Genomic DNA, 19,701 nt, shown 5'->3' with positions numbered 1-19,701 from the left:
TGGTTGCTCCTGAGATCAATGGTTGCGCGTTGTCAGCCCTTGCGGGCCGGATCTGTAATGGGTGAGTGTCCGGTCGGCATGAGACAGCCGCCACGACAAAGCCTTCTGGGCGTAGTCGCGAACGAGAACCGCATAAGCGGGGTCTTCAGCCAGATTGTTGAATTCGTGCGGGTCTGCCTTCAAATCGAAGAACAGTGGCGGCAAAGCCGCAAAATGCACGTACTTGTAGTTTTCGTCCTCAATTACGCAAAGGCTGCAATCATCTTGGGAAAGCTGCACCGAGTTCTGCGGCTGATCGTAGAAGACGTCGCGGAAGTCGAACTCGTAATGCAGTTCTGTACGCCAGTCGGCGGGCTTTCCCTCGCCCAGAAACGGCAGTAGCGAACGTCCGTCGCAAGCACGTGGCGTTTCCCCGCCCAACCACTCGAGGATGGTTGGCATGACATCGATGCTTTCGGAAAAGCCTTCTTCGATCTGGCCAGCGTGCCGGTTCTGTCCTGCATCCTTTATAACCAAAGGAATGCGGAAACTTTCGTCATTGTAACCGATCTTGCCAAGCAGATGATGATCACCGAGCTGCTCACCGTGATCGCTGGTGAAGATGATCAGTGTATCGTCCCACTGACCCGTTTCATCAAGGTAAGCGAAGACCCGCCCCAGACAATCGTCGATTTCCGTAATCAGGCCGCAATAGGTGGCGCGCATTTGGCGAATCTCACCTTCGTCAAGCGTTGCACCCGACCCTTCCGCCCCATGAAAGAACGAACCGCGCCTGATGTGATCGATATAATGCTTCATAAGGGGATGCTGTGCCGCTTCGGCGTCCGGACTATCCGCGCGAACAGGCGCAGGCATATCTTCGGCCTTGTACATCGCATGATAAGGCGCGGAGGCGACGAATGGTGGATGTGGACGATAATAGCCAAGATGCAGGAAGAAAGGCTTGCCATCCCTCCCCTTCAAGTATGTCAACGCGCGTTCGGTGAAGAATGTGGAATCCGAAAACTCCCTCGGGATACGCGACGGCTTGTCGGTAGCGCCCGGAACGGAATGCTCCCCCTCCGGCAGCCAGATATCTTCGCGATTCTCCGGCAGTTCGAAGCCGTTCTGCGCCACCCAGCCAAAATACCCGTCCATATTGGGTTCGAATGCGCCTACGGAGCGAAACCCGTCCATGATATCGCCAAGAACCGTAAAACGCGGATCTCTGTGGGACGTCGAGCGCGGATCAGGTGTCGTCGTCGTGTAACCGATGAGCGCGGGATCGTAGCCGATGGCGCGGAGGGCTTTGCCGAGATTCAAATGGCGCTGATCAAGCGGAACGGTGTTCTGCACTGCCCGATGGTTCATCAGGTAGAGCCCCGTAAGCAGGCTTGCTCTTGCCGGGCCACACGGCACGCAGGTCGTGACGTGATTGCGGAAGGTCAAGCCTTCCCGGCAAAGGCGATCAAGATTGGGAGTTTTGAGGAAGGGTTTGCGCCCCTCCGCCCGCATCAGGTGAGGGATAAAATCTGCTCGCCATTGATCAACGACGATAAGCAGGACATTTTTTCTGGTCATGTTGGCCTCGTTATTTCCGAGGCTTACTAGGACCCTTATATATCAAGGGCATGACCCTTGTGTAATGTTTTGGTGAAGCTCTGATTACAGAAACGCCGACCAAAGATCGGCGTTTCACATATGACGGTGGAATAGTCGATTATTCCGCCTTGGCTTCGATATCGACTTTGTCGAGCAGCAAAATTGGATCCTGCGATGCAGCTACCATTTCGAGAGCGCCAATACCCTTTTCAGCTTTCGCTTTGACGGTGAGCTCAAAAATATTCGGCTTTGCAAGGAAGGTAGAAAACGCCGTCGCAACATCCTGCAACTGTGGCTGGTCCGCCGCCAGATCTTGCAGAGAGGCGGCAGCCATCAAAGACATCACGCTACGCACTTCGTCTTCGGACACCTCTTTTTCTTCGGCATAAATCTTGATGGCCTTGGCGATGATGCCCTTTTCCTCAATCTTCAGGTTTACCTGCTTGGCCTTGAGTCCAAGCAGAGCGACCTGCATCATCACCTTGTCGCCAGAGAAGAATTCCTTGGTCAGACCGCCCATCAAACCAGACATGGAAACGGAGCCCATATCCTTGCCACTGATCGAAATATCCTTGATGATCAGGTTCTGGTTTGCTTCATCCCAGCTTGCCTCGAAGTTTGAGGACATGGTGAGACTATCATAACCAAGCTTCCGAAGCTGCTGGTAGAACTCGTCATCAGCCTGTGTCGGCACTTTGAGCGACATATCTTCGTAAGCAACGCGCACATCGGTCGGAATACCGTTATAAGGCTTGTTGAGAGCGATTTCATAGCTCTTCATGGCGAACTGAATACGCTCAGGTAGAGAAGGAACCGACGGTTCTTCGATTGCCGCCTCATCTCCACCATCCGACTCATCAGCATCCACATCTTCAGACTTCTCATATGGCAGATCAGCGTCGATCCCCACTACCTTAAGTGTGCCGAATTCTGGAAGCATGGTCGTGAAAGGGAAGTTTTCAACTTCTTCCTCATTCAGCGCTGCAAACTTTTTCAGAGCTTCAACTGAAGTCGCCCAGGAGAAGCCCTTCAAGGAAGCTTCCTCCATTTTCATGTAGTCCTGACCTTCGGAAAAAGCCAAACCTTTGATCGTCGCATCCATCTTCTGATTGTCGAAAGCAACTGCAACGCGCTCGATACCGCCCTTACCCTTCGATGCATCAGTTGGCTCGATCTTCATGCCGAGCATTTCAACATCGCCCTTGCCGATGGTGTCGAACAGTGAGCTCACCTGAAGAATAAGCTCGCGCGTTTCTTCCGGCGAAAGTTCATCCGCATTTTCAAGGGACTGGAGCTTCTTCAAGGTTTCGGTGAACGGCACGGCAGGCATACGAGCCGTGAAACCATTGCTGCGAATTTCATCATAGCTGAAGCTCGCATCCTTCGTCTTCATGACGATATTCTTCGCCGAGAAAGGACCGTAGACGGGCTTTGCTTCCTTGTCGTCCGGGCCTGCCTTTTCGGTATAGAGACGGGCGAGGAAGACACCGTCAATGTCCTTGCCCTCTGCGGCACCCATAGTGCCTGTCATCTTGTCCGCGACTTTTTCACCGTCTTCACCAAGCACCTGGATAGTGAAGTCAAAAGCCGTGCCGCCCGCCGTATAACGAGCAACCTTACCGAGGTTGATATCTTCCAGTGCAACGTCCTTGTAGACGATGTTCTGTTCATTATTCGCGACGGTCTGGACAACCTTGATTTCCTGCGCAGTCAGGCGCTTTGCCGAGAACCTGCCAACGCGTTCCGGCAGCGTCAGACCGCTATTGCCGAAAGTATCTTTCAGCATGGCGGTATCGAAATTAGCGTCCTCGATTGCCACACTTGGAATGGAAATCTTGTAGTTTCCAATCTCCGTATCAATGCCCGACGCATTCAGCATGCCGGTGAGGAACAGAAACTTGGGGCGACCGTCAACCGAAGCGATCCGAACGTTGGAGCCATCCTTCAGCGGCAACGTCACGTCGCGCAAATGAATACGTCCGAGAAAATCGGCTTCGATGGAAGAGGCCTTGCCGCCACGTTTTTCAAGCTGCGACGTAATCGTCTTCTCAAGCGTGATCTTATATCCGGTCAAACCGGCGGCAGCGATAGCGATTACCGCAACAGCCGCCCACAGCGCCTTGCGCCCACCCTTACGGGTTCCGTCCTTTGCCTGCTCCACGATGCTGGTCCTTTCAGCGCAAATTAAAACGGTGTCTGTGCAAGCCATTGCCAGAACGAATTCGCAGACGAAAGGGAGGCTTCGACATCGCGTAAATACGGCTGAAACAACTGCTTGAAACACACAGCCTGAATCGGTCAGGCAGACAGATGCTCTAACTACCTGAAATTGCAAGCGCAAGCAGGGTCACAAAAATTTCTCACAATATTTTACAGATTGCTCAAGAAATACATGAACAAAGCAACGGGCCAAGCATTCACATTCTCGATGAAATATCTACGGAGCCATTTCAGCTATTGAACAGGTTACTATCCTTCTCAATCAAACATAGAGATACTGTCAGCCACTCAAAGCGGCTGATCGGGATGCGGAGATGAACCGTAAGCGCCCCAAATGGATTGATCGAAATTCACGATAGCGCCAGTCATCAAGCCGGATTCTTCCGAAGCCAGAAATGCTATCGCGCGGGCAACTTCGACTGGTTCAATCAGCCTTCCGAAAGGCTGGCTCTTAGCCGCTTCATCCAGCCAGTTCTCCGGCGCATTGTGAAACTCGCGTTGGATACGGTCTTCGCCGTCTGATGCCATCCAGCCAATATTCAGGCTATTGATGCGGATCCGATTGCGCAAAACCGAATAGGCTACGTTGCGGGTCAGTGTGTCCAGCGCCCCCTTGGAAGCGCAATAAGCCGCAATGAAAGGCTGGCCGCCCATGGACGACATCGAAGAAATATTGACAATCGTTCCCTCGACCTTGTCGCGCCGGAACAGCTTTATCGCTTCCTGAATGAGGAAGAATGGCGCCCGCGTGTTCACCGCAAACAGACGGTCGAACAATTCCGGGCTTGTGTCCAGAATGGTGCCCCGATCCGTCAGACCAGCAGCGTTTACGAGAACGTCTAGCTTTCCAAAAACACGGTCGGCTTCCGAAACGATCTTGCGGCAGTCTTCCACCTTTTCAAGGTCGGCCTGCACGAAGACGGCTTTGGCGCCAAGACTTGCCAGTTGATCGACCTGCGCTCGTCCTTTTTCAACCGAGCGCCCACATATGACGAGGCCTGTTGCGCCTCTTTCCGCAAACAGTTTCGCTGTTGCCGCTCCAAGCCCCTGCGTGCTTCCTGTGATGACAGCAACTTTGCCGCTGAATTGTCCGCTCATTCTACGCTCCGAAAATCCCTGTCAAACCCGACCACCCAGTTCAGCAGTCAGGTCGGCGAGTTCCTGTCCGCCCGCCATGAGGCTTTGTAGTTCGTCCATGTCCACATCGTTCTTCGTGCGTGTTCCAAGCGTTACACCGCGATTGAGAACTGTGAACTTGTCACCAACCGCATGAGCATGACGAACATTATGCGTAATGAAGATCACACCAAGCCCGCGTGAACGCACGAGATTGATGTATTTGAGAACCATAGCGGTTTGCCGCACGCCCAAGGCAGAGGTCGGTTCATCGAGGATCAGCACTTTCGCGCCGAAGTAAACGGCACGAGCAATCGCCACACATTGGCGCTCACCACCGGAAAGCGTTCCGACAGCCTGCTGCGGATCACGGACATCGATCCCGATCTTGCGCATCTCCTCACGCGTTACTTCTTCGGCCTGCTGCGTGTCGAACCAGCGGAACGGACCGACACCTTTGGTCGGTTCGCGTCCGAGAAAGAAATTGCGCATGACCGACATCAGCGGGATCATCGCAAGATCCTGATAAACGGTTGCAATGCCATGATCCAGCGCATCGCGTGGGCTTTTGAAGATGACCGGCTTCCCCTCGACCAGAAACTCTCCGCTGGTCGGCTTGTGAACACCAGAAAGCGTCTTGATCAGGGTTGATTTGCCTGCACCATTGTCGCCAAGCAGACAATGCACCTGTCCCGCTTCCACGCTCAGCGAGACGCCGTTCAACGCAATGACCGGACCGAAATGTTTAACAAGATTGCGAACTTCAATTATGGGTGTCGTCATGGTAACTCTCCCTCTCAGCGCTCGCCGGTCGCACGCTTGCGAATGAAATTATTGAAGAGCACCGCGATCAGAAGCATTCCTCCCAAGAAGACCAGATACCAGTCCTGATCGATCTGGGTATAGGTCAGCCCGATCAGCACCATGCCGAAGATGATCGCGCCGAAGAACGCACCAATTGCAGAACCATAGCCGCCGGTCAGCAGACAGCCGCCGATAACCGCAGCGATAATCGCCTCGAACTCCTTTTGGAAGCCACGGCGCGCATCGGTTGAACCAGCATCCAGAACGGTAAGGATAGCCACCAACGCCGCAGCCATTGCCGTGCACATGAAGAGTGTCGTCTTGACGCGTCGTACGGGGACACCGGAATTGCGTGCAGCCAGAGCGTCGCCACCGGCCGCGAAAATCCAGTTACCGAAGCGTGTGCGCACCAGCACATAGGTTGCGATAAGGGCAATGGCGATGAACCAGAGAACCTCGACCGGCACACCTTTTACCGAAGGCTCACCATTGGGAAATTTGTCAATCAGATCGTTTTCAGCCATCCAGGCGAAAAGTCCCTGAAAAGCATCGCCGGAAAACAGGCCCGCAAGATAACTGCCCGCTACAGCTTCCTTCACGCCGCGCAGCTGCGTAGCGCCACCTGTTGCCCATTTCAGCCCGACTAGCGACAGACCACGCAAAATGAACAGAAACGCGAGCGTCACAATAAATGATGGCAATCCAGTACGGATAACAATCTGCGCATTCACCACACCTACGAATGCAGCAAACAGCAGCGTGACGATGATGGCGACACCAAGCGGCACCTGCCAGACGACCAGAGCAGCCGCAAAGATCAGGCCTGCAAAAGCTACCATCGAGCCGATAGACAAGTCGAATTCACCGCCGATCATGAGAAGCGCTGCAGCGACCGCCAGAATTCCAAGCTGCGAAGCAGGCGCCATGAAATTCATGATGCCGGCAGCAGTAAACATCGCCGGATTGGCAACTGAAACGAAAAAGACCGTAATTAGGATCAGGCCGGATACCGCTCCTAATTCCGGTCGGCTCAGGAGCCGTTGCATCGGGCTCGCCGACTGAAGCCGCTCATCCTTCGATAGCGCCGCTGTGTTGGCCTTTTCATGGGGAAGTGGCTCACTCATGATCTTCTCCTGATGCATTCTGGGTACAGAGACCCGTTCCCGCCCATTTTCATGGGCGGGTTCGATATCAGATGGTCGAAACGATGCTTACCGGATGCCCTTGGCCGAAAGTTCCACGACCTGCTTGGCCTTGTCCTTGGTGATCAGGTTCGGGCCCGACGGGACATTGCCACCCGGCATCAAACCGTACTTCGCGTTAAGCGCGAGGAACGATACCGGAAGATAGCCTTGCAGGAACTGCTGCTGGTCGATGGCGAAATCCGCCTGTCCCTTTTCGACAGCTTCCAGGAAGCCCGCCGACATATCGAACGTCGCAACATGGATTCCACTGCGACCGCTTTCGGCAGCGGCTTTCACAGCCGGTTCACCTGCCAATGTCGCATTGAGCGTCAGGATTGTGTCGACGGCAGCGTCAGATGCCAAGGCAGCACGAACCTTGGCTTCGTTTTCAGCAGGATCGGTCGATGTCGGCAGAACCGTTACATCGCCAAAGCCTTCCTTGAAGCCTGCGCAGCGCTGATCGAGCGAAACGTTACCCACTTCCTGATTGACGCAAATGCCCTTCTTGCCGCCAGCATTCTTCAATGCTTCGCCTGCGACCTTACCGGCATCGAATTCATCCTGACCGACATGCAGCAGAGCGCCAAGCTTCTTCGAGGCATCGGAGCCGGAATTCATGGAAATGACCGGAATACCAGCTGCTACAGCACGCTGGATCGACGGTCCAAGCGCATCCGCATCTGGAATGGAAACCACAATACCCTGTGGCTTCTGGTTGATCGCGGCGTCGATAAGCTGGGCCATCTGCACCATGTCAAAGGTTTCCGGTGCACGATATTCGACTTTCGCGCCCGTATCCTTCGCCGCTTCGGCAACGCCGTTCTTCACGACAGACCAGAACGGGTCCGAAGCCTGACCATGGCTGACGACGACGATATTAATATCGGCCGCGTGAGCTGCGAAAGACGCAGCCAGCAAGGCCACCCCGGCTACGGCCGACTTCAATAGAGATTGCATGTTCACTCCTCCCTTGTCCGGCACTCCCCGCCGGTTTGCGTTAACGCTTTACCTTCCGCCTGCTGTATTCCGGCGCTCCTCCAAGCTTTTTACCCGTGAACACATGCAGATCATGGATCTTTTCAATAGAATGAAACATTCATAACAAACTCTTGTAGAATTATAATTCCATTTCTGATAGCTCATGTCAATCGCATAAGCTGCCGACGATATGCTTATTTCCCAAAGGAGTTGCGCAGCGCCAAACGCTTCGACCATCGTTTCTGGAGGAATGACAATGGCTGATAGGGCTGAGGTTGTGGTGGCGGGCTTGATCGGGTCCGGCTTCATGGGCAAGACGCACGCCCTTGCGCTTGCTAACGTCAATCGCGTTTTCGACCTACCTATCGATGTGCAGCTTCACACATTGGCCGATGTGAATTCTGAAACGGCGTCAAAAGCCGCAAAACAACTGGGATTTGCAAATGCCACTGGAGATTGGCGGGAATTGATCACCAACCCGGATATCAATCTCATCGACATCACGACGCCAAACCGGTTTCACAGGGAGATGGCGCTCGCCGCCATTGAAGCGGGCAAACACGTCTATTGCGAAAAGCCGCTTGCGCCCACCGCTGCCGAATGCCTCGAAATGACGCTCGCCGCGGAACGGAAAGGTGTTCAGACTGCCGTTGGGTTCAACTATCTGAAAAATCCGATGATAAAACTGGCCAAGGAAATCATCGACAGCGGAGAGCTAGGTGAAATTCGCAATTTTCGCGGTATTCATGCCGAAGATTTCATGGCCGATGCTCGCATTCCGTGGACCTGGCGGCTTGATCCGGCAGGTGGTGGCGGAGCGCTAGCCGATATTGGCAGCCATATCATCGCGGCTGCGCGCTATCTTGTCGGGCCGATAGAAGCTGTTATGGGGAACGCAGTCACTATTATTAGCGAGCGCCCAGATAGTTTGCACCTTTCGCAGATAAAACCCGTCGAAGTAGACGATGCCTGCCACGCTTTCATGCATTTTGAAAACGGGGCAACCGGCACACTCGAAGCAAGCTGGATCGCCAGCGGACGCAAGATGCAGCACGATTTTGAGATTTCGGGATCGAAGGGTTCCCTATTCTTTTCACAGGAGCGCTTCAACGAACTCGACCTGTTTCTCTTTTCCGACAGAAAAGGACAGCAGGGCTTCCGCAAGATTTTCGCAGGGCCTGAACACGAACCCTATGGTGCATTTTGCGTAGCGGGTGGCCACCAAATCGGCTTCAACGATCTCAAAACGATCGAAGTTCGTGACTTCCTGCTTGCCATTGCGGGACAGAAGAACAATCACGCCGATTTTCGCGAAGGATATGAAGTCCAGAAAACCGTGGAAACGATCTATGCTTCTTCCCGCGAGAGTCACTGGAAGAATGTCTAGCCTATACGAGAGGTCGGATGGACGATGAACTCGCCATCCACCATCATGATTTTCGCTCGAATACCATAGACGTCGTGCAGCAACTGTGGCGTGAGAACTTTCGTTGGCTCCCCATCTGCAACGATACGTCCCTTGTCGAGCAAAATAAGGCGCGTGCAATGCTGTGCCGCAAGGCTCAACTCATGCAATGAGGCGACAACAGTCCTTCCCTCCTTCGCGAGCTCGGCAAAACTTTCCATCAATCCAAGCTGATGAGAAGGATCGAGCCCGGCTACCGGCTCATCAGCGAGTATTACGGGCGTATCTTGCGCCAGAACACGCGCAATCAGCACTCGTGCCCGCTCTCCACCGGAAAGCTCGATCGCCGACCTTTCCCGAAATCGGGTAACGTCCATACGCTGCATTGCAGTCTCGATGAGAGCTTTATCCTGTGCACTCATGCTCGCAAAAACCGGCTTCAGGGCAGAGCGTCCCAAAGAAACAAGCATCTCCACTGATACCGGCCACGCAACATCACGCTCCTGCGGCAGATAAGCGAGGTTCCGCGCTTTTGTTGAAGCGCTCATGTAGCGCACATCGCCCGTGTCGAGCGAAATATCCCCGCTGGACCTCACAAGTCCCACAATGGCGCGCAACAATGTCGTTTTCCCGGCACCGTTGGGTCCGATCAGCCCGATGAATTCACCGCCATGAATATCGAAACTTGCGTCGCTGAGTGCCGCCTTCCCGCCAAGCGTAACAGAAAGATTTTTTATCGAAAGCGATGTCATACAAGCTGCCTCCGATACTTGAACACAAGCCATAGAAAGAATGGTGCGCCAATGATTGCCGTCAGAACGCCCAGTTTCAGTTCACGCCCCGGCATGACGACACGCACCAATACGTCAGCCGCCAACAACAGGGCGGCCCCGCCGAAACCGCTTGCAACCAGCAATCGTGATGGACGCGCACCGACAAGCGGACGCAGAAGATGAGGAACGACCAGCCCTACGAAACCGATGGCACCGGCAACAGCGGTGGAAGCACCCACGCAGGCAGCTGTACCCAGCACGGCAAAAAGCTGCACACGAGCCAGATTAACGCCCATCGTGGCTGCAGCATCTGCCCCCAGTGTCAGACCGTCGAGTGATCGTCCGAGTGCCAGAAGCATCGCCCAGCCAATAAGGATAAATGGTGCGGAGAGAACCACATGCGTCATTGATCTATCAGCCAGCGATCCCAACATCCAGAAGACGATTTCCATTGCGGCAAACGGGTTGGGCGACAGGTTGAGCGCCAGCGCCGTCAATGCACCGGCGAGACTGGTCACCGCGACGCCTGCCAATATGACCGCAAGCGTACCGGCATTGCGTCCCGCCAGAAGCTTGACAAGAAACACCGACACGAAAGCGCCTGCCAGTGCGAGCAGCGGCAAGGCCAGCGGAAACAGAAGCGACAGGCCGCTATAGATAGCAATGACAGCGCCGAATGACGCAGATGCGCTCACTCCAAGCAAACCCGGTTCCGCGAGCGGGTTGCGTAAATAACCTTGCAAAGCAGCTCCAGACAATCCGAGCGAGGCTCCGATGAGGAGCGCAAGCAGTGCCCGAGGCAAGCGAATTTCGCGCATGACCAGCACGATCATTTCGCTGTCATCACCCAAAAGCGCCTTGAGGCTGTCAGGGATACTGATCGCCGCCGGCCCGGTCAGCAACGAAACAATGAAGAGCAAAACCACAAGCATGGCCAGCCCGCCGAGCAGAAGATAGAAGCGGTTACGTTCAGTCACGCGCCGCCTCCGCAAGTTCCGCCACGGCTTCAACGCTGAATGGCCCACCGCAAACCGTCAGATTATCCGCTATCGTCACCGCTCTCACCTGTTTTTCAAGCGCCCGCAACGCCGGATGTTCGAAATTCTCGAAAGCCAGCGCAGGCGCACGATCTCTTGAACTACGCACCAGAATATCCGGCTTTTCGAGCACCAGCTTTTCCAACGGCAGCGGAGCAGAACCGCTAACGCCTGCCTTGTCAGCCAGATTATCAAGTCCGGCAAGGCGCACAGCTTCATCGACCAGCGTTCCCCGGCCAGATGTGTAACTATTGGCATAGTAAAGCACGACCGTCTTGCGGAGGACTGGAGGTCGAATTGCCGCCAAAGCAGCTTTCATTTTGTCGATTTCCCGACTTGCTTCTGCCTTTCTTCCGAGCAACTCACCCATGCGGCGCAGATGGTCTTCTATATCACCGAACGAGCGGGCCGGCGCAAACTCTTCCACACGAACACCCAGCCTCCGCAGCAGCCCAACCGTTGCTCTCGACGAGAATGTTCCCGCCAGCACAAGATCAGGTTTCATCAGAAAGACTTCTTCGGCCTGCGCATGGTTGACTGGCAACTCCCGGGCTTTCGCAGCCACGACAGACAGCTCCGGGTCCTGCGACAAGTACGAAACCGACCGCAACTGGCCTTCATTAGCCAGCAGCAATGCCAGCTGATCGGTGCATACGTTGATGGAAACGACGTGCCGAGGAATGTCCGCCGCATCTGCCGAATTTCGAACGAATAGGGCCAGCCCCGCCGCGAGGCAGAAGCTGGTGATCCATTTTGCGGACGCCCTTTTCATTCTCTGTTCAACCTCAGAAATTGCGAGTCAATCCGACATTGATTGTGCGTCCCGGTGCAATATAGCCAGAGCTGCTCTGATAGTCCTTGTCAAAGATATTCTCGACTGAGAACTTCAACTGCGATTGTTTGTCTATGGAATAGAGTGCCACGAAATCAGCCGTCACATAATCTCCAAGTTTCTTGCTGTTCGCGGCATCGACATAGCGCGAACCGCCATAGATCAATCTCGCAGTCAGATCGAGCTTTTCAATTGGCTTGAAGTTGATCTCAGCCGCTGCCTTGAAACGTTCGCGATAGGGAAGATCTTTATCCGTATCCTTATCGATTGGCTGTTTCAGATCAACCGATCCCTTGACGCCCCAGCGGTCATCAAAACGATGCGCCAATGTGGCTTCGAAGCCCGTAACCTTCGCGCTAGCGACGTTGTAGGGCAGATAAGATGGCGCGGTGCTCATGATCGCATCGCGCAACCATGTCTGATAGAACGCCATATCAAGGCTTGTCGAAGCCGTAGCCTGCCAGTTCAAGCCAACTTCATACGAACGGGACTTTTCCGGCTGCAAATCAGGGTTGGCGAAGCCCGGATAATAGAGTTCGTTGAATGTTGGTGCCCGAAAACCCGTGGCATAGGATGACCGTAAAACAAGGTCTGGCAGAACTTCATAACTCGTACCCAGATTATAGGTCACGACATCGCCAAACTGGCCGTTATGGTCATAACGCAGCCCGCCATCGAAGCGCAGCGCCTCATATTCGAGCGAATATTGACCGAATACAGCAGCCAGATCGCGGCTGGTTTCATCATAAGCAACGGTGGTGTTGATCTCCTCACGATAAGCTTCCACACCAGCGGTCGCGGTGTGGTTGACCGTGCCGGTGTCAAAACTCTTTTCGGTCGAGGCAAAGACACCATAACGCTTGGTTTCAAACCGGTCCGAACCGCTCACGCCTTTCCGGAAATTGCGGCTGTTGTCGATACCGGTGCTGAATTCCAGCGTAGACGACCAATCCGCCGTATGATCGATGCGCGTTCCGATCTTGCCCGTAAATGCGGTGCTATCGGCCTGGTTCGGTGACGGCGCCTTGGCGTCATACTGATTGCGCCCACGGCTAAGGAGACCATCCGCATAAATTTTACCCCAGTCGAAATCCTTCGACAGGGCAAAGTTGAAAGAGCCTTGCAGGAATCCGTCGCGATCCGGTTCATGGCCATAGGCGTCCGATGTGGTGAAGTCGTATCCCTGCGTGCCGGTTATAGCTGCGCCAAAAGCATAGTCGATACCGTCGTTGCTTCGCCCCTGAATAGACCCGGAAGCATAGCCACCCCACGGATGGCTGACACCGGTAGAAAGACTACCGCACCAGGAGCGCTCACCGCAGGCTCCGCCCTGCTTGGTGATGATATTGATCACTCCACCCATGGCATCGGCACCGTATTGCGCAGAATGAGAGCCTTTGGCAATTTCAACACGGTCGATGGAACTCAGAGGAATGTTCGCAAGCGCGGTTGCACCGGTTGTCGCCGACGCTGTGCGCACACCATTGATGAGAACGACCGTCTGCTTGGAAGACATGCCGCGCATGTAAATATCCGACGACGAGCCCTGCCCGCCATTCGTCTTTACGGAGATACCGCTATAGGACTTCAACAACGATTGCAGATCGGGAGCGGCCGAGCGTTCTATGTCCACTGAATCGATGACTGTCACCGACGAGGTCGAACGCTGCAGCGAAGACGCGCGGCGCAATGGTGTGACCACGATTGTATCAAGAACGACGACGCCATCGCTGTCCGGCGGACTTTTAGCAAGCGCCGCGGACGGCGGCGCAAGAATACTGGCCGATACCAATAGAACTGATGATTTCAAAAGATGCATTTTCCCTCAACCCGCCGAACCGGAGACCGATACCGGCTTTTCCTCGCACCGCAGGTTGAAGTGATATTGGCACTGAAGCGCCCTTCTTCCCGACGGCAACATTTCAACAATGTCACCGCCACGGACAGCCGCGCCTGGACACACCCCGTATCCATGCATGGGTGACCGGATACGGCAGGTCTCCTGACTTCCGGGTCGTCACTTTCCCTCCGCCTTCCCGAGCGCATCGATTGCTCTCAGTGGCTTTCACCGCTTGCGCGGCTGTGGAGGATAGCTCTCCGGTTACAGTTGCGGGGGCAGTCGCGGCATCAGCCAAATGGCTTCACCGTGTTCCCTTTTCATCCGCCTGAACAGCGGAACCGTTTCCTGAGAATTGCGATAGCAACATGGTTAAGGATTCGCAACTCCGCTAAAGCGCAATCCAGCACAGAAAACTGAATCACATTCGCAAGGAATGGATTCAGCCTCCTGTTTTCAAAGAATTTTCCTATCGCAGGAATGCACGGAAACGCTGGAGCGCGAAGTAGAACAACACTGAGCCAATGACAATCAGTGCCAGAAATTGCGGCCAGACGACGCTCAACCCTGCTCCACGAAACAGGATCGATTGCGCCAATATGACGAAATGCGTATTCGGCGCTGCCAGCATGATTGTCTGGATGATTTCCGGCATGCTTTCGCGCGGCGTTGTCCCCCCTGAAAGTACTTGCAACGGCAATAGCACCAGCATGAGCAACATTCCGAACTGCGGCATCGAACCAGCCGCAGTGGCCAGAAAAATACCAAGGCCGGTCGTTGCGAAAAGCTGGAGCGCTGCACCAACGAGAAACAGCAATACCGAACCATAGATCGGAACGGCAAGTAGTCCCTGCACCACGAAAACCAATGCAAATGCCGAGGCAACCAACACGACCAGCCCCATGGACCATATCTTGCTGACCATAATTTCAACCGGCGTTACCGGCATCACCAGCAGATGTTCTATCGTTCCGTGTTCGCGTTCCCGAATGAGCGCGGCGCCCGTCAGAATGATCGATAGCATTGTGACCGACGAAATCACATTGTTGATCGCGCCGAACCAGCCCTTGTTCAAATCCTGATTGAACCGCGCTCTGAGATTGAGATCAACGGGCGTTTGCGCACTGCCGCGATAGTGATTGAGAAATTCGCTCACTTCACTCGAAACAATCGACTGCACATAACCACCACCAGTAAAGGCCTGGCTCATCCGGGTCGCATCGACATTGAGCTGGATCGTCGGTGAACGTCCCGCCAGAAGATCACGTTGGAAATTCGGCGGTATGTTCAGTGCAAATGTATCAAGCCCCTCATCCATCCGGGCATCCATTTCGTAGGATGAAATCAGCTTCGGCGGTACGAAATATGGCGGATAAAATGCCGTCGTGATCCGGCTCGAAACAGGCGACTGATCTTCATCGACAATCGCTATCGCCGCATTGTTGAGAGTCTCAGGCATCGCTTTCGAAGCCGTATAAATAGCAAGCGTAAAGGCATAGACGATCAGGATCAGCAGCATTGGATCGCGCACCAGACCGCGCAGTTCCTTCACGCCAAGCTGGAATATGTTGGATATCCGCATCTTAGCTCGCCTGTTTCTTGAGAAGAACGATAGCGAGCGCCATGAGAACCGGCACCGCAATCAGCAGCGGCAAAAACGAGCCTGCGAGATCGGCAAACCCCAAGGCCTTGGAGAAAACCCCGCGCGAAATGGTTACGAAATAGGTCGCCGGATAGATTTTGCCGATGAACGCGCCCGCACCTTGCAGCGACGACACGGGATCAATAATGCCTGAATATTGCACAGCCGGAATGAGTGTCAGAAGCGCCGTTCCGAAGATCGCTGCGATCTGGCTGTTCATGAAGGTGGACAGCACCAACCCCATGCCGGTCGCAATCGTGACATAGAGAAGCGCCGCCAGCGCATAAGTCGGGAAGCTTCCCGTAAACGGCACCCGGAAAATAAACACCGCAAAGGCTGTCAGCATCAGGAAATTCAAAAATGCCAGCCCGATATAGGGCAGTTGCTTGCCGAACAGAAACTCGAATTTCGTCACGGGCGTTACGTAAAAATTGATAATCGACCCCAATTCTTTTTCGCGAACGACGCTCAACACTGCCAGCATCGAAGGGATCATGAGTAGCAGCAACGGAATCACCGCCGGCACCATTGCCACGAGGCTTTGCACATCGGGATTATAGCGGTAGCGTATCTCTAAGTTGAAACTGCCGACATTCGCCACACTACCGTAGAGCTCACGGGCTTTCTGCGTCAGCCAGTTGGCATGCATGCCCTGAACATAGCCTTTGATCGTCTCGGCTCGTGTGGGCATAGCGCCGTCAATCCAGGCGGCAACCTCCACCGAGCGCCCACGCATGACATCTGCGGCGAAATTCGGCGGTATCTCGATAGCCAGACTGATCTCACCATCACGCATTCGTCGGTCCAGATCATCGTAGTCGGTTATTGGAGGCTGTTCGGAAAAATAGCGCGAACCTGCAATCTGCTGCGTATAGTCACGGCTTATCGTCGTATCGTCACGGTCGAGTACCGCAAATTTCAGATCCTCGACATCCAGGTTAATACCATAGCCAATGACAAACATCAGGATAACGCTACCGAGAATAGCCAATGTTGCACGGATCGGATCGCGTTTCAGTTCCAGCGCCTCGCGCCGCGTATAGGCCAGCATTCGCCGCAGGTCCGGCAACCAGCTTGACGCCTTCTTTGGGTGCGTCTCGCCTATCTCTGTCGTCGGTTCTGGGAGAATTGCAGGCGACGCCACTGTTTGTTCTGTCTCGCCAATAGCCTCCTGAAGATATGCGACGAAAGCTTCTTCCAGAGTCTTAGCATGGCGACTTTCGGTAATCGCCTTAGGCGTATCGCTAATCAGAACTTTACCTGCATGCATCAGCGAAATCCGGTCGCAAAGCTCGGCTTCATTCATGAAATGGGTAGAAACGAAGATCGTAACATTGTCCTTGCGCGACAGATCGGCGAGGATTTGCCAGAAAGCATCGCGAGCGACCGGGTCCACACCTGATGTCGGCTCATCAAGAATGAGAATATCAGGTGAATGGATCAAAGCCACAGCCAGTGACAGGCGCTGGCGGATACCGAGCGGCAAGGCGTCGGGTAAGGAATCCATGACCTCAATAAGATCGAAGCGTTCGGTCAATTCCTGAATACGGCGCTCGGTCAGATCCGGTGCCATATCGAACAATTTGGCATGGAGTTCCAGATTCTGACGAACAGTCAACTCTGAATAGAGCGAAAACGCTTGCGACATGTATCCGACATGGCGACGTATATCGATATCCTTGGGATCAACCTCTCGCCCGAACAGCCGCGCCGTTCCCTCACTGGCAGGTAACAACCCGGTCAAAACCTTCATGGTCGTGGTCTTGCCGCAACCGTTGGACCCCAGAAACCCGAAGATTTCACCACGCGGAATTCGAAAACTTACATTGTTCACGGCAGTGAAGTTGCCGAAGCGAACGGTGACGTGTTCTGCTTCGATTGCGATCTCAGCATCCGCGCCGAAGTCGCGATGTGGAATTTCGATATCCTGATGGCCTTTTCGCAATTCTTCCGGCAAGAGCGCGATAAAAGCCGCATCGAGATTTGGGGTGTTGGTGCGCTGCAGCAATTCGTGCGGTGTACCCGTCGCCAGAATCTGCCCATCATTCATAGCGACCAGCCAGTCGAAACGCTCGGCCTCTTCCATATAGGCCGTGGCGACGATGACACTCATTCCGGGACGATCCTTGCGGATGTCATCGATCAGTTCCCAGAACTGGCGTCGAGACAATGGGTCAACGCCGGTTGTCGGCTCGTCGAGAATGAGCAGATCAGGATCGTGGATCAGCGAGCAGCAGAGGCTGGTCTTCTGCTTCATCCCGCCTGATAGCTTGCCAGCCGGACGATCCGCGAATGCCGACATGCCCGTGCGCGCCAGAAGATCGGCGATGCGACGCTCACGCTCTTTTCGATTATGTCCGAACAGCCGTCCGAAAAAGTCGATATTCTCGAACACCGAAAGTGTGGGATAGAGGTTCTTTCCAAGTCCCTGCGGCATATAGGCAATGCGGGGATAAGCGGACTGAAGGTGGCGCTTGTCAGAAATATCACCACCGAGAACCTCAATGCGTCCCTGTTGCATCGTTCGCGCTCCGGCGACCAGCGATAACAGGCTCGATTTTCCAACCCCGTCAGGCCCGATCAAACCAACCATGCAACCAGTAGGAATATCAAGATTGACCTCGCGCAGTGCATGCGTTTTCCCGTAGGACAGCCCTACGCCCTGCGCCTGAACAACAAAGCTGTCGTTACCAGCGCCAGCTTTGACAGGAACGTCGTTCATTTCACGGTTTCCGCAAGATTTTTCGGCCACTCAGCATTAGGGTCAAGCTTGACATAAGCCATGCCCGGCAATCCGGTTTTCACCTGCTGGATATATTTTTGAAGCAGTTCTTGCGGGATTTTCGCCTTTACGCGGAACATCAGCTTCTGGCGCTCTTCCTCCGTTTCAACGGTCTTCGGCGTAAATTGAGCCACGTCAGCCACAAAGCTGATCTTTGCTGGAATGACATATTGCGGCGCGGCATCGAGAACAATCCGGGCATCGGCACCCATGGCCACCCGCCCGGCCTGCGCCGTCGGTAGAAAGAAGGTCATATAAACGTCGCTGACGTCGACAAGATTGAGCACCCTCCCACCTGCGGAAAGTACTTCCCCCGGTTGGGCAACGCGGTATTGAACACGTCCCGGCTTCGGCGCTCTCAAGGTAGCGTCGTTGATGTCGGCTTCAATCGTTGCAATCGCCGCTCTGGCAGCCTCGACGGATGCCTCGGCATCCACGACCTGTGCCTTGGCAGCTCCAATGGCTGCTTCCGTGGCCGCAAGCTGCGCCTTGGCTGCACCAACAGCCGCTTCTGCACCCTGCGCCGTGGCGCGATCATCGTCGAGAACCTGTTGCGAAACGGTGCGCGATTGCGTCAATTGCTGGGAGCGAGCCAAACGACGCTGGGCAGCATCCAGTTGCGCTTCCCGCTGTGCCACGATCGCCTCTGCAGCCGTGTGCTCGGCTTCGCGCTGCGTGACAAGACTGCGCGCCGTCTCTATACCAATCTCTGCCCGGCGCAATTGCGCCTCAGCCTGCTTGCGCTGACTTTCCAACTGATCCGTATCCATGCGTGCGAGAATGTCATTTGCCTGCACGAAATCGCCCTCATCTGCGAGGATTTCGCGAATACGCCCCGGACTCTTCGTCGAAATATCGATCTCAACCGCCTCGATGCGACCGTTGCCCTTGGCGATATCTTCCGGCAACCCATCGCCGTTCAGCGCTTTCCAAGCATAATATCCACCCGCGGCAAGGACGATAATCGCTCCTGCCAGTATCCATTGCTTACGGTTGAAAGCCATAATGAAACACCCTCATTGCCATCGTCGTCACAATGCCGTCTTCAAATGAAGCACCGGCAAGCGGTCGCTGCTTGCAAGGGGTTTCATTATCCCCCGCCCTGCCTCTGGCATCGGCCAGAACCTTTTTGGGAGGATATGGAACTACCTTTTCATTTAGCAACCGGTGAATTGGGGGAGCGATCCAAAAACGCAAACTCCCGGTTGGATCTGCTCTAACCACGGTGGCAATCGTCCGCCTTGATTAGGATCAAGAACCGCTAAAATATGTAACAAGGTTGTTGGAGACGCGGGTGCTGATTTGATGAAACAGAGGGGAGCAACGCCGACAGCACCCGCTGGCTGTCGATAGGCGACGTTACGGAAAGATCGCGCTCATGCGCTCGACAGATTGATTTGCCGGGGTGCCATTCGAGTAGGGCCTCAGCACCCCGGGTCACCGACTCTGGTGGAAACCGGCAACGATTGTTAGTTAGCACCCGCTCAAACGAAGCTCTTTGATTTCAATC

At 54.5% G+C, this 19,701-nt stretch carries 14 protein-coding genes and 1 riboswitch; of the genes, 1 reads left to right on the top strand and 13 read right to left on the bottom strand.

The features are described 5' to 3' along the window. Nucleotides 1–15 precede the first annotated feature (15 nt). The 6 genes from pehA to JNC70_RS08420 all read right to left on the bottom strand — a co-directional run bounded on the left by pehA (nucleotide 16) and on the right by JNC70_RS08420 (nucleotide 7,862). Nucleotides 16–1,560: a phosphoric/sulfuric ester hydrolase PehA gene (gene pehA / locus JNC70_RS08445; protein WP_104755902.1), complete on the bottom strand. Its 1,545-nt coding sequence runs from the start codon at nucleotides 1,558–1,560 to the stop codon at nucleotides 16–18. Between the two features lie 139 nt (nucleotides 1,561–1,699). Beyond that, nucleotides 1,700–3,742, bottom strand: coding sequence for an aq_1923 C-terminal domain (locus tag JNC70_RS08440; RefSeq protein WP_104755903.1), 2,043 nt, complete (start codon nucleotides 3,740–3,742; stop codon nucleotides 1,700–1,702). 347 nt (nucleotides 3,743–4,089) lie between these two features. Continuing rightward, the gene (locus JNC70_RS08435; protein ID WP_104755904.1) at nucleotides 4,090–4,899 is read right to left on the bottom strand and encodes an SDR family oxidoreductase; all 810 of its coding nucleotides are present in this window, start codon (nucleotides 4,897–4,899) and stop codon (nucleotides 4,090–4,092) included. A 21-nt stretch (nucleotides 4,900–4,920) separates the two neighbouring features. Next, nucleotides 4,921–5,700 (bottom strand): ATP-binding cassette domain-containing protein, encoded by a 780-nt coding sequence (locus JNC70_RS08430; RefSeq protein WP_104755905.1) that lies wholly within the window; start codon nucleotides 5,698–5,700, stop codon nucleotides 4,921–4,923. Nucleotides 5,701–5,714: 14 nt separating this feature from the next. Further along, a complete protein-coding gene (locus JNC70_RS08425) occupies nucleotides 5,715–6,845 on the bottom strand; it encodes an ABC transporter permease (RefSeq protein ID WP_104755994.1) in 1,131 nt (376 codons plus the stop codon). Between the two features lie 87 nt (nucleotides 6,846–6,932). After that, nucleotides 6,933–7,862, bottom strand: a complete 930-nt coding sequence (locus tag JNC70_RS08420; RefSeq protein ID WP_151555681.1) for a sugar ABC transporter substrate-binding protein — start codon at nucleotides 7,860–7,862, stop codon at nucleotides 6,933–6,935. 277 nt (nucleotides 7,863–8,139) lie between these two features. Here JNC70_RS08420 and JNC70_RS08415 point away from each other — a divergent pair, with 277 nt between their 5' ends. Continuing rightward, on the top strand, nucleotides 8,140–9,270 hold the full coding sequence (locus JNC70_RS08415; protein ID WP_104755907.1) for a Gfo/Idh/MocA family protein: 1,131 nt from the start codon (nucleotides 8,140–8,142) through the stop codon (nucleotides 9,268–9,270). Here JNC70_RS08415 and JNC70_RS08410 read toward each other — a convergent pair. The 7 genes from JNC70_RS08410 to JNC70_RS08380 form a co-directional block, all read right to left on the bottom strand. After that, nucleotides 9,267–10,040 (bottom strand): ABC transporter ATP-binding protein, encoded by a 774-nt coding sequence (locus JNC70_RS08410; protein ID WP_104755908.1) that lies wholly within the window; start codon nucleotides 10,038–10,040, stop codon nucleotides 9,267–9,269. The two genes, JNC70_RS08415 and JNC70_RS08410, sit on opposite strands and share 4 nt — an antisense overlap. Next, complete coding sequence (locus tag JNC70_RS08405; protein WP_104755909.1) at nucleotides 10,037–11,038, bottom strand: FecCD family ABC transporter permease; 1,002 nt, start codon at nucleotides 11,036–11,038, stop codon at nucleotides 10,037–10,039. Before JNC70_RS08405 ends, JNC70_RS08410 begins: the two co-directional genes overlap by 4 nt. Further along, complete coding sequence (locus JNC70_RS08400; protein WP_104755910.1) at nucleotides 11,031–11,870, bottom strand: ABC transporter substrate-binding protein; 840 nt, start codon at nucleotides 11,868–11,870, stop codon at nucleotides 11,031–11,033. Before JNC70_RS08400 ends, JNC70_RS08405 begins: the two co-directional genes overlap by 8 nt. 13 nt (nucleotides 11,871–11,883) lie before the next feature. Beyond that, nucleotides 11,884–13,749 carry a TonB-dependent receptor domain-containing protein gene (locus tag JNC70_RS08395; protein WP_104755911.1) on the bottom strand — a complete coding sequence of 622 codons (1,866 nt, stop codon included), beginning with the start codon at nucleotides 13,747–13,749 and terminating at the stop codon, nucleotides 11,884–11,886. Nucleotides 13,750–13,905: 156 nt separating this feature from the next. After that, nucleotides 13,906–14,128: riboswitch (cobalamin riboswitch) on the bottom strand. A gap of 108 nt (nucleotides 14,129–14,236) precedes the next feature. Further along, nucleotides 14,237–15,349, bottom strand: coding sequence for an ABC transporter permease (locus tag JNC70_RS08390; protein WP_104755912.1), 1,113 nt, complete (start codon nucleotides 15,347–15,349; stop codon nucleotides 14,237–14,239). A gap of 1 nt (nucleotide 15,350) precedes the next feature. Next, on the bottom strand, nucleotides 15,351–18,131 hold the full coding sequence (gene rbbA / locus JNC70_RS08385; protein ID WP_104755913.1) for a ribosome-associated ATPase/putative transporter RbbA: 2,781 nt from the start codon (nucleotides 18,129–18,131) through the stop codon (nucleotides 15,351–15,353). Then, nucleotides 18,128–19,195, bottom strand: coding sequence for an HlyD family secretion protein (locus JNC70_RS08380; RefSeq protein ID WP_104755914.1), 1,068 nt, complete (start codon nucleotides 19,193–19,195; stop codon nucleotides 18,128–18,130). The genes rbbA and JNC70_RS08380 overlap by 4 nt, the downstream gene beginning before the upstream one ends. Nucleotides 19,196–19,701 lie beyond the last annotated feature (506 nt).

Origin of the sequence: Brucella oryzae (assembly GCF_041929965.1) — a bacterium.
GTDB lineage: Bacteria > Pseudomonadota > Alphaproteobacteria > Rhizobiales > Rhizobiaceae > Brucella > Brucella oryzae.
The sequence above is the reverse complement of the archived record's forward strand: the minus strand, read 5'-3'. Positions and strand labels throughout refer to the sequence as shown.

Excerpts from the sequence above, each read along its gene's own strand:
- JNC70_RS08400 (WP_104755910.1), bottom strand. The coding sequence starts at position 11,870 with ATGAAAAGGGCGTCCGCAAAATGGATCACCAGCTTCTGCCTCGCGGCG.
- JNC70_RS08410 (WP_104755908.1), bottom strand. The coding sequence starts at position 10,040 with ATGACATCGCTTTCGATAAAAAATCTTTCTGTTACGCTTGGCGGGAAG.
- pehA (WP_104755902.1), bottom strand. The coding sequence starts at position 1,560 with ATGACCAGAAAAAATGTCCTGCTTATCGTCGTTGATCAATGGCGAGCA.
- JNC70_RS08430 (WP_104755905.1), bottom strand. The coding sequence starts at position 5,700 with ATGACGACACCCATAATTGAAGTTCGCAATCTTGTTAAACATTTCGGT.
- JNC70_RS08435 (WP_104755904.1), bottom strand. The coding sequence starts at position 4,899 with ATGAGCGGACAATTCAGCGGCAAAGTTGCTGTCATCACAGGAAGCACG.
- JNC70_RS08395 (WP_104755911.1), bottom strand. The coding sequence starts at position 13,749 with ATGCATCTTTTGAAATCATCAGTTCTATTGGTATCGGCCAGTATTCTT.
- rbbA (WP_104755913.1), bottom strand. The coding sequence starts at position 18,131 with ATGAACGACGTTCCTGTCAAAGCTGGCGCTGGTAACGACAGCTTTGTT.
- JNC70_RS08425 (WP_104755994.1), bottom strand. The coding sequence starts at position 6,845 with ATGAGTGAGCCACTTCCCCATGAAAAGGCCAACACAGCGGCGCTATCG.
- JNC70_RS08415 (WP_104755907.1), top strand. The coding sequence starts at position 8,140 with ATGGCTGATAGGGCTGAGGTTGTGGTGGCGGGCTTGATCGGGTCCGGC.
- JNC70_RS08390 (WP_104755912.1), bottom strand. The coding sequence starts at position 15,349 with ATGCGGATATCCAACATATTCCAGCTTGGCGTGAAGGAACTGCGCGGT.
- JNC70_RS08420 (WP_151555681.1), bottom strand. The coding sequence starts at position 7,862 with ATGCAATCTCTATTGAAGTCGGCCGTAGCCGGGGTGGCCTTGCTGGCT.
- JNC70_RS08380 (WP_104755914.1), bottom strand. The coding sequence starts at position 19,195 with ATGGCTTTCAACCGTAAGCAATGGATACTGGCAGGAGCGATTATCGTC.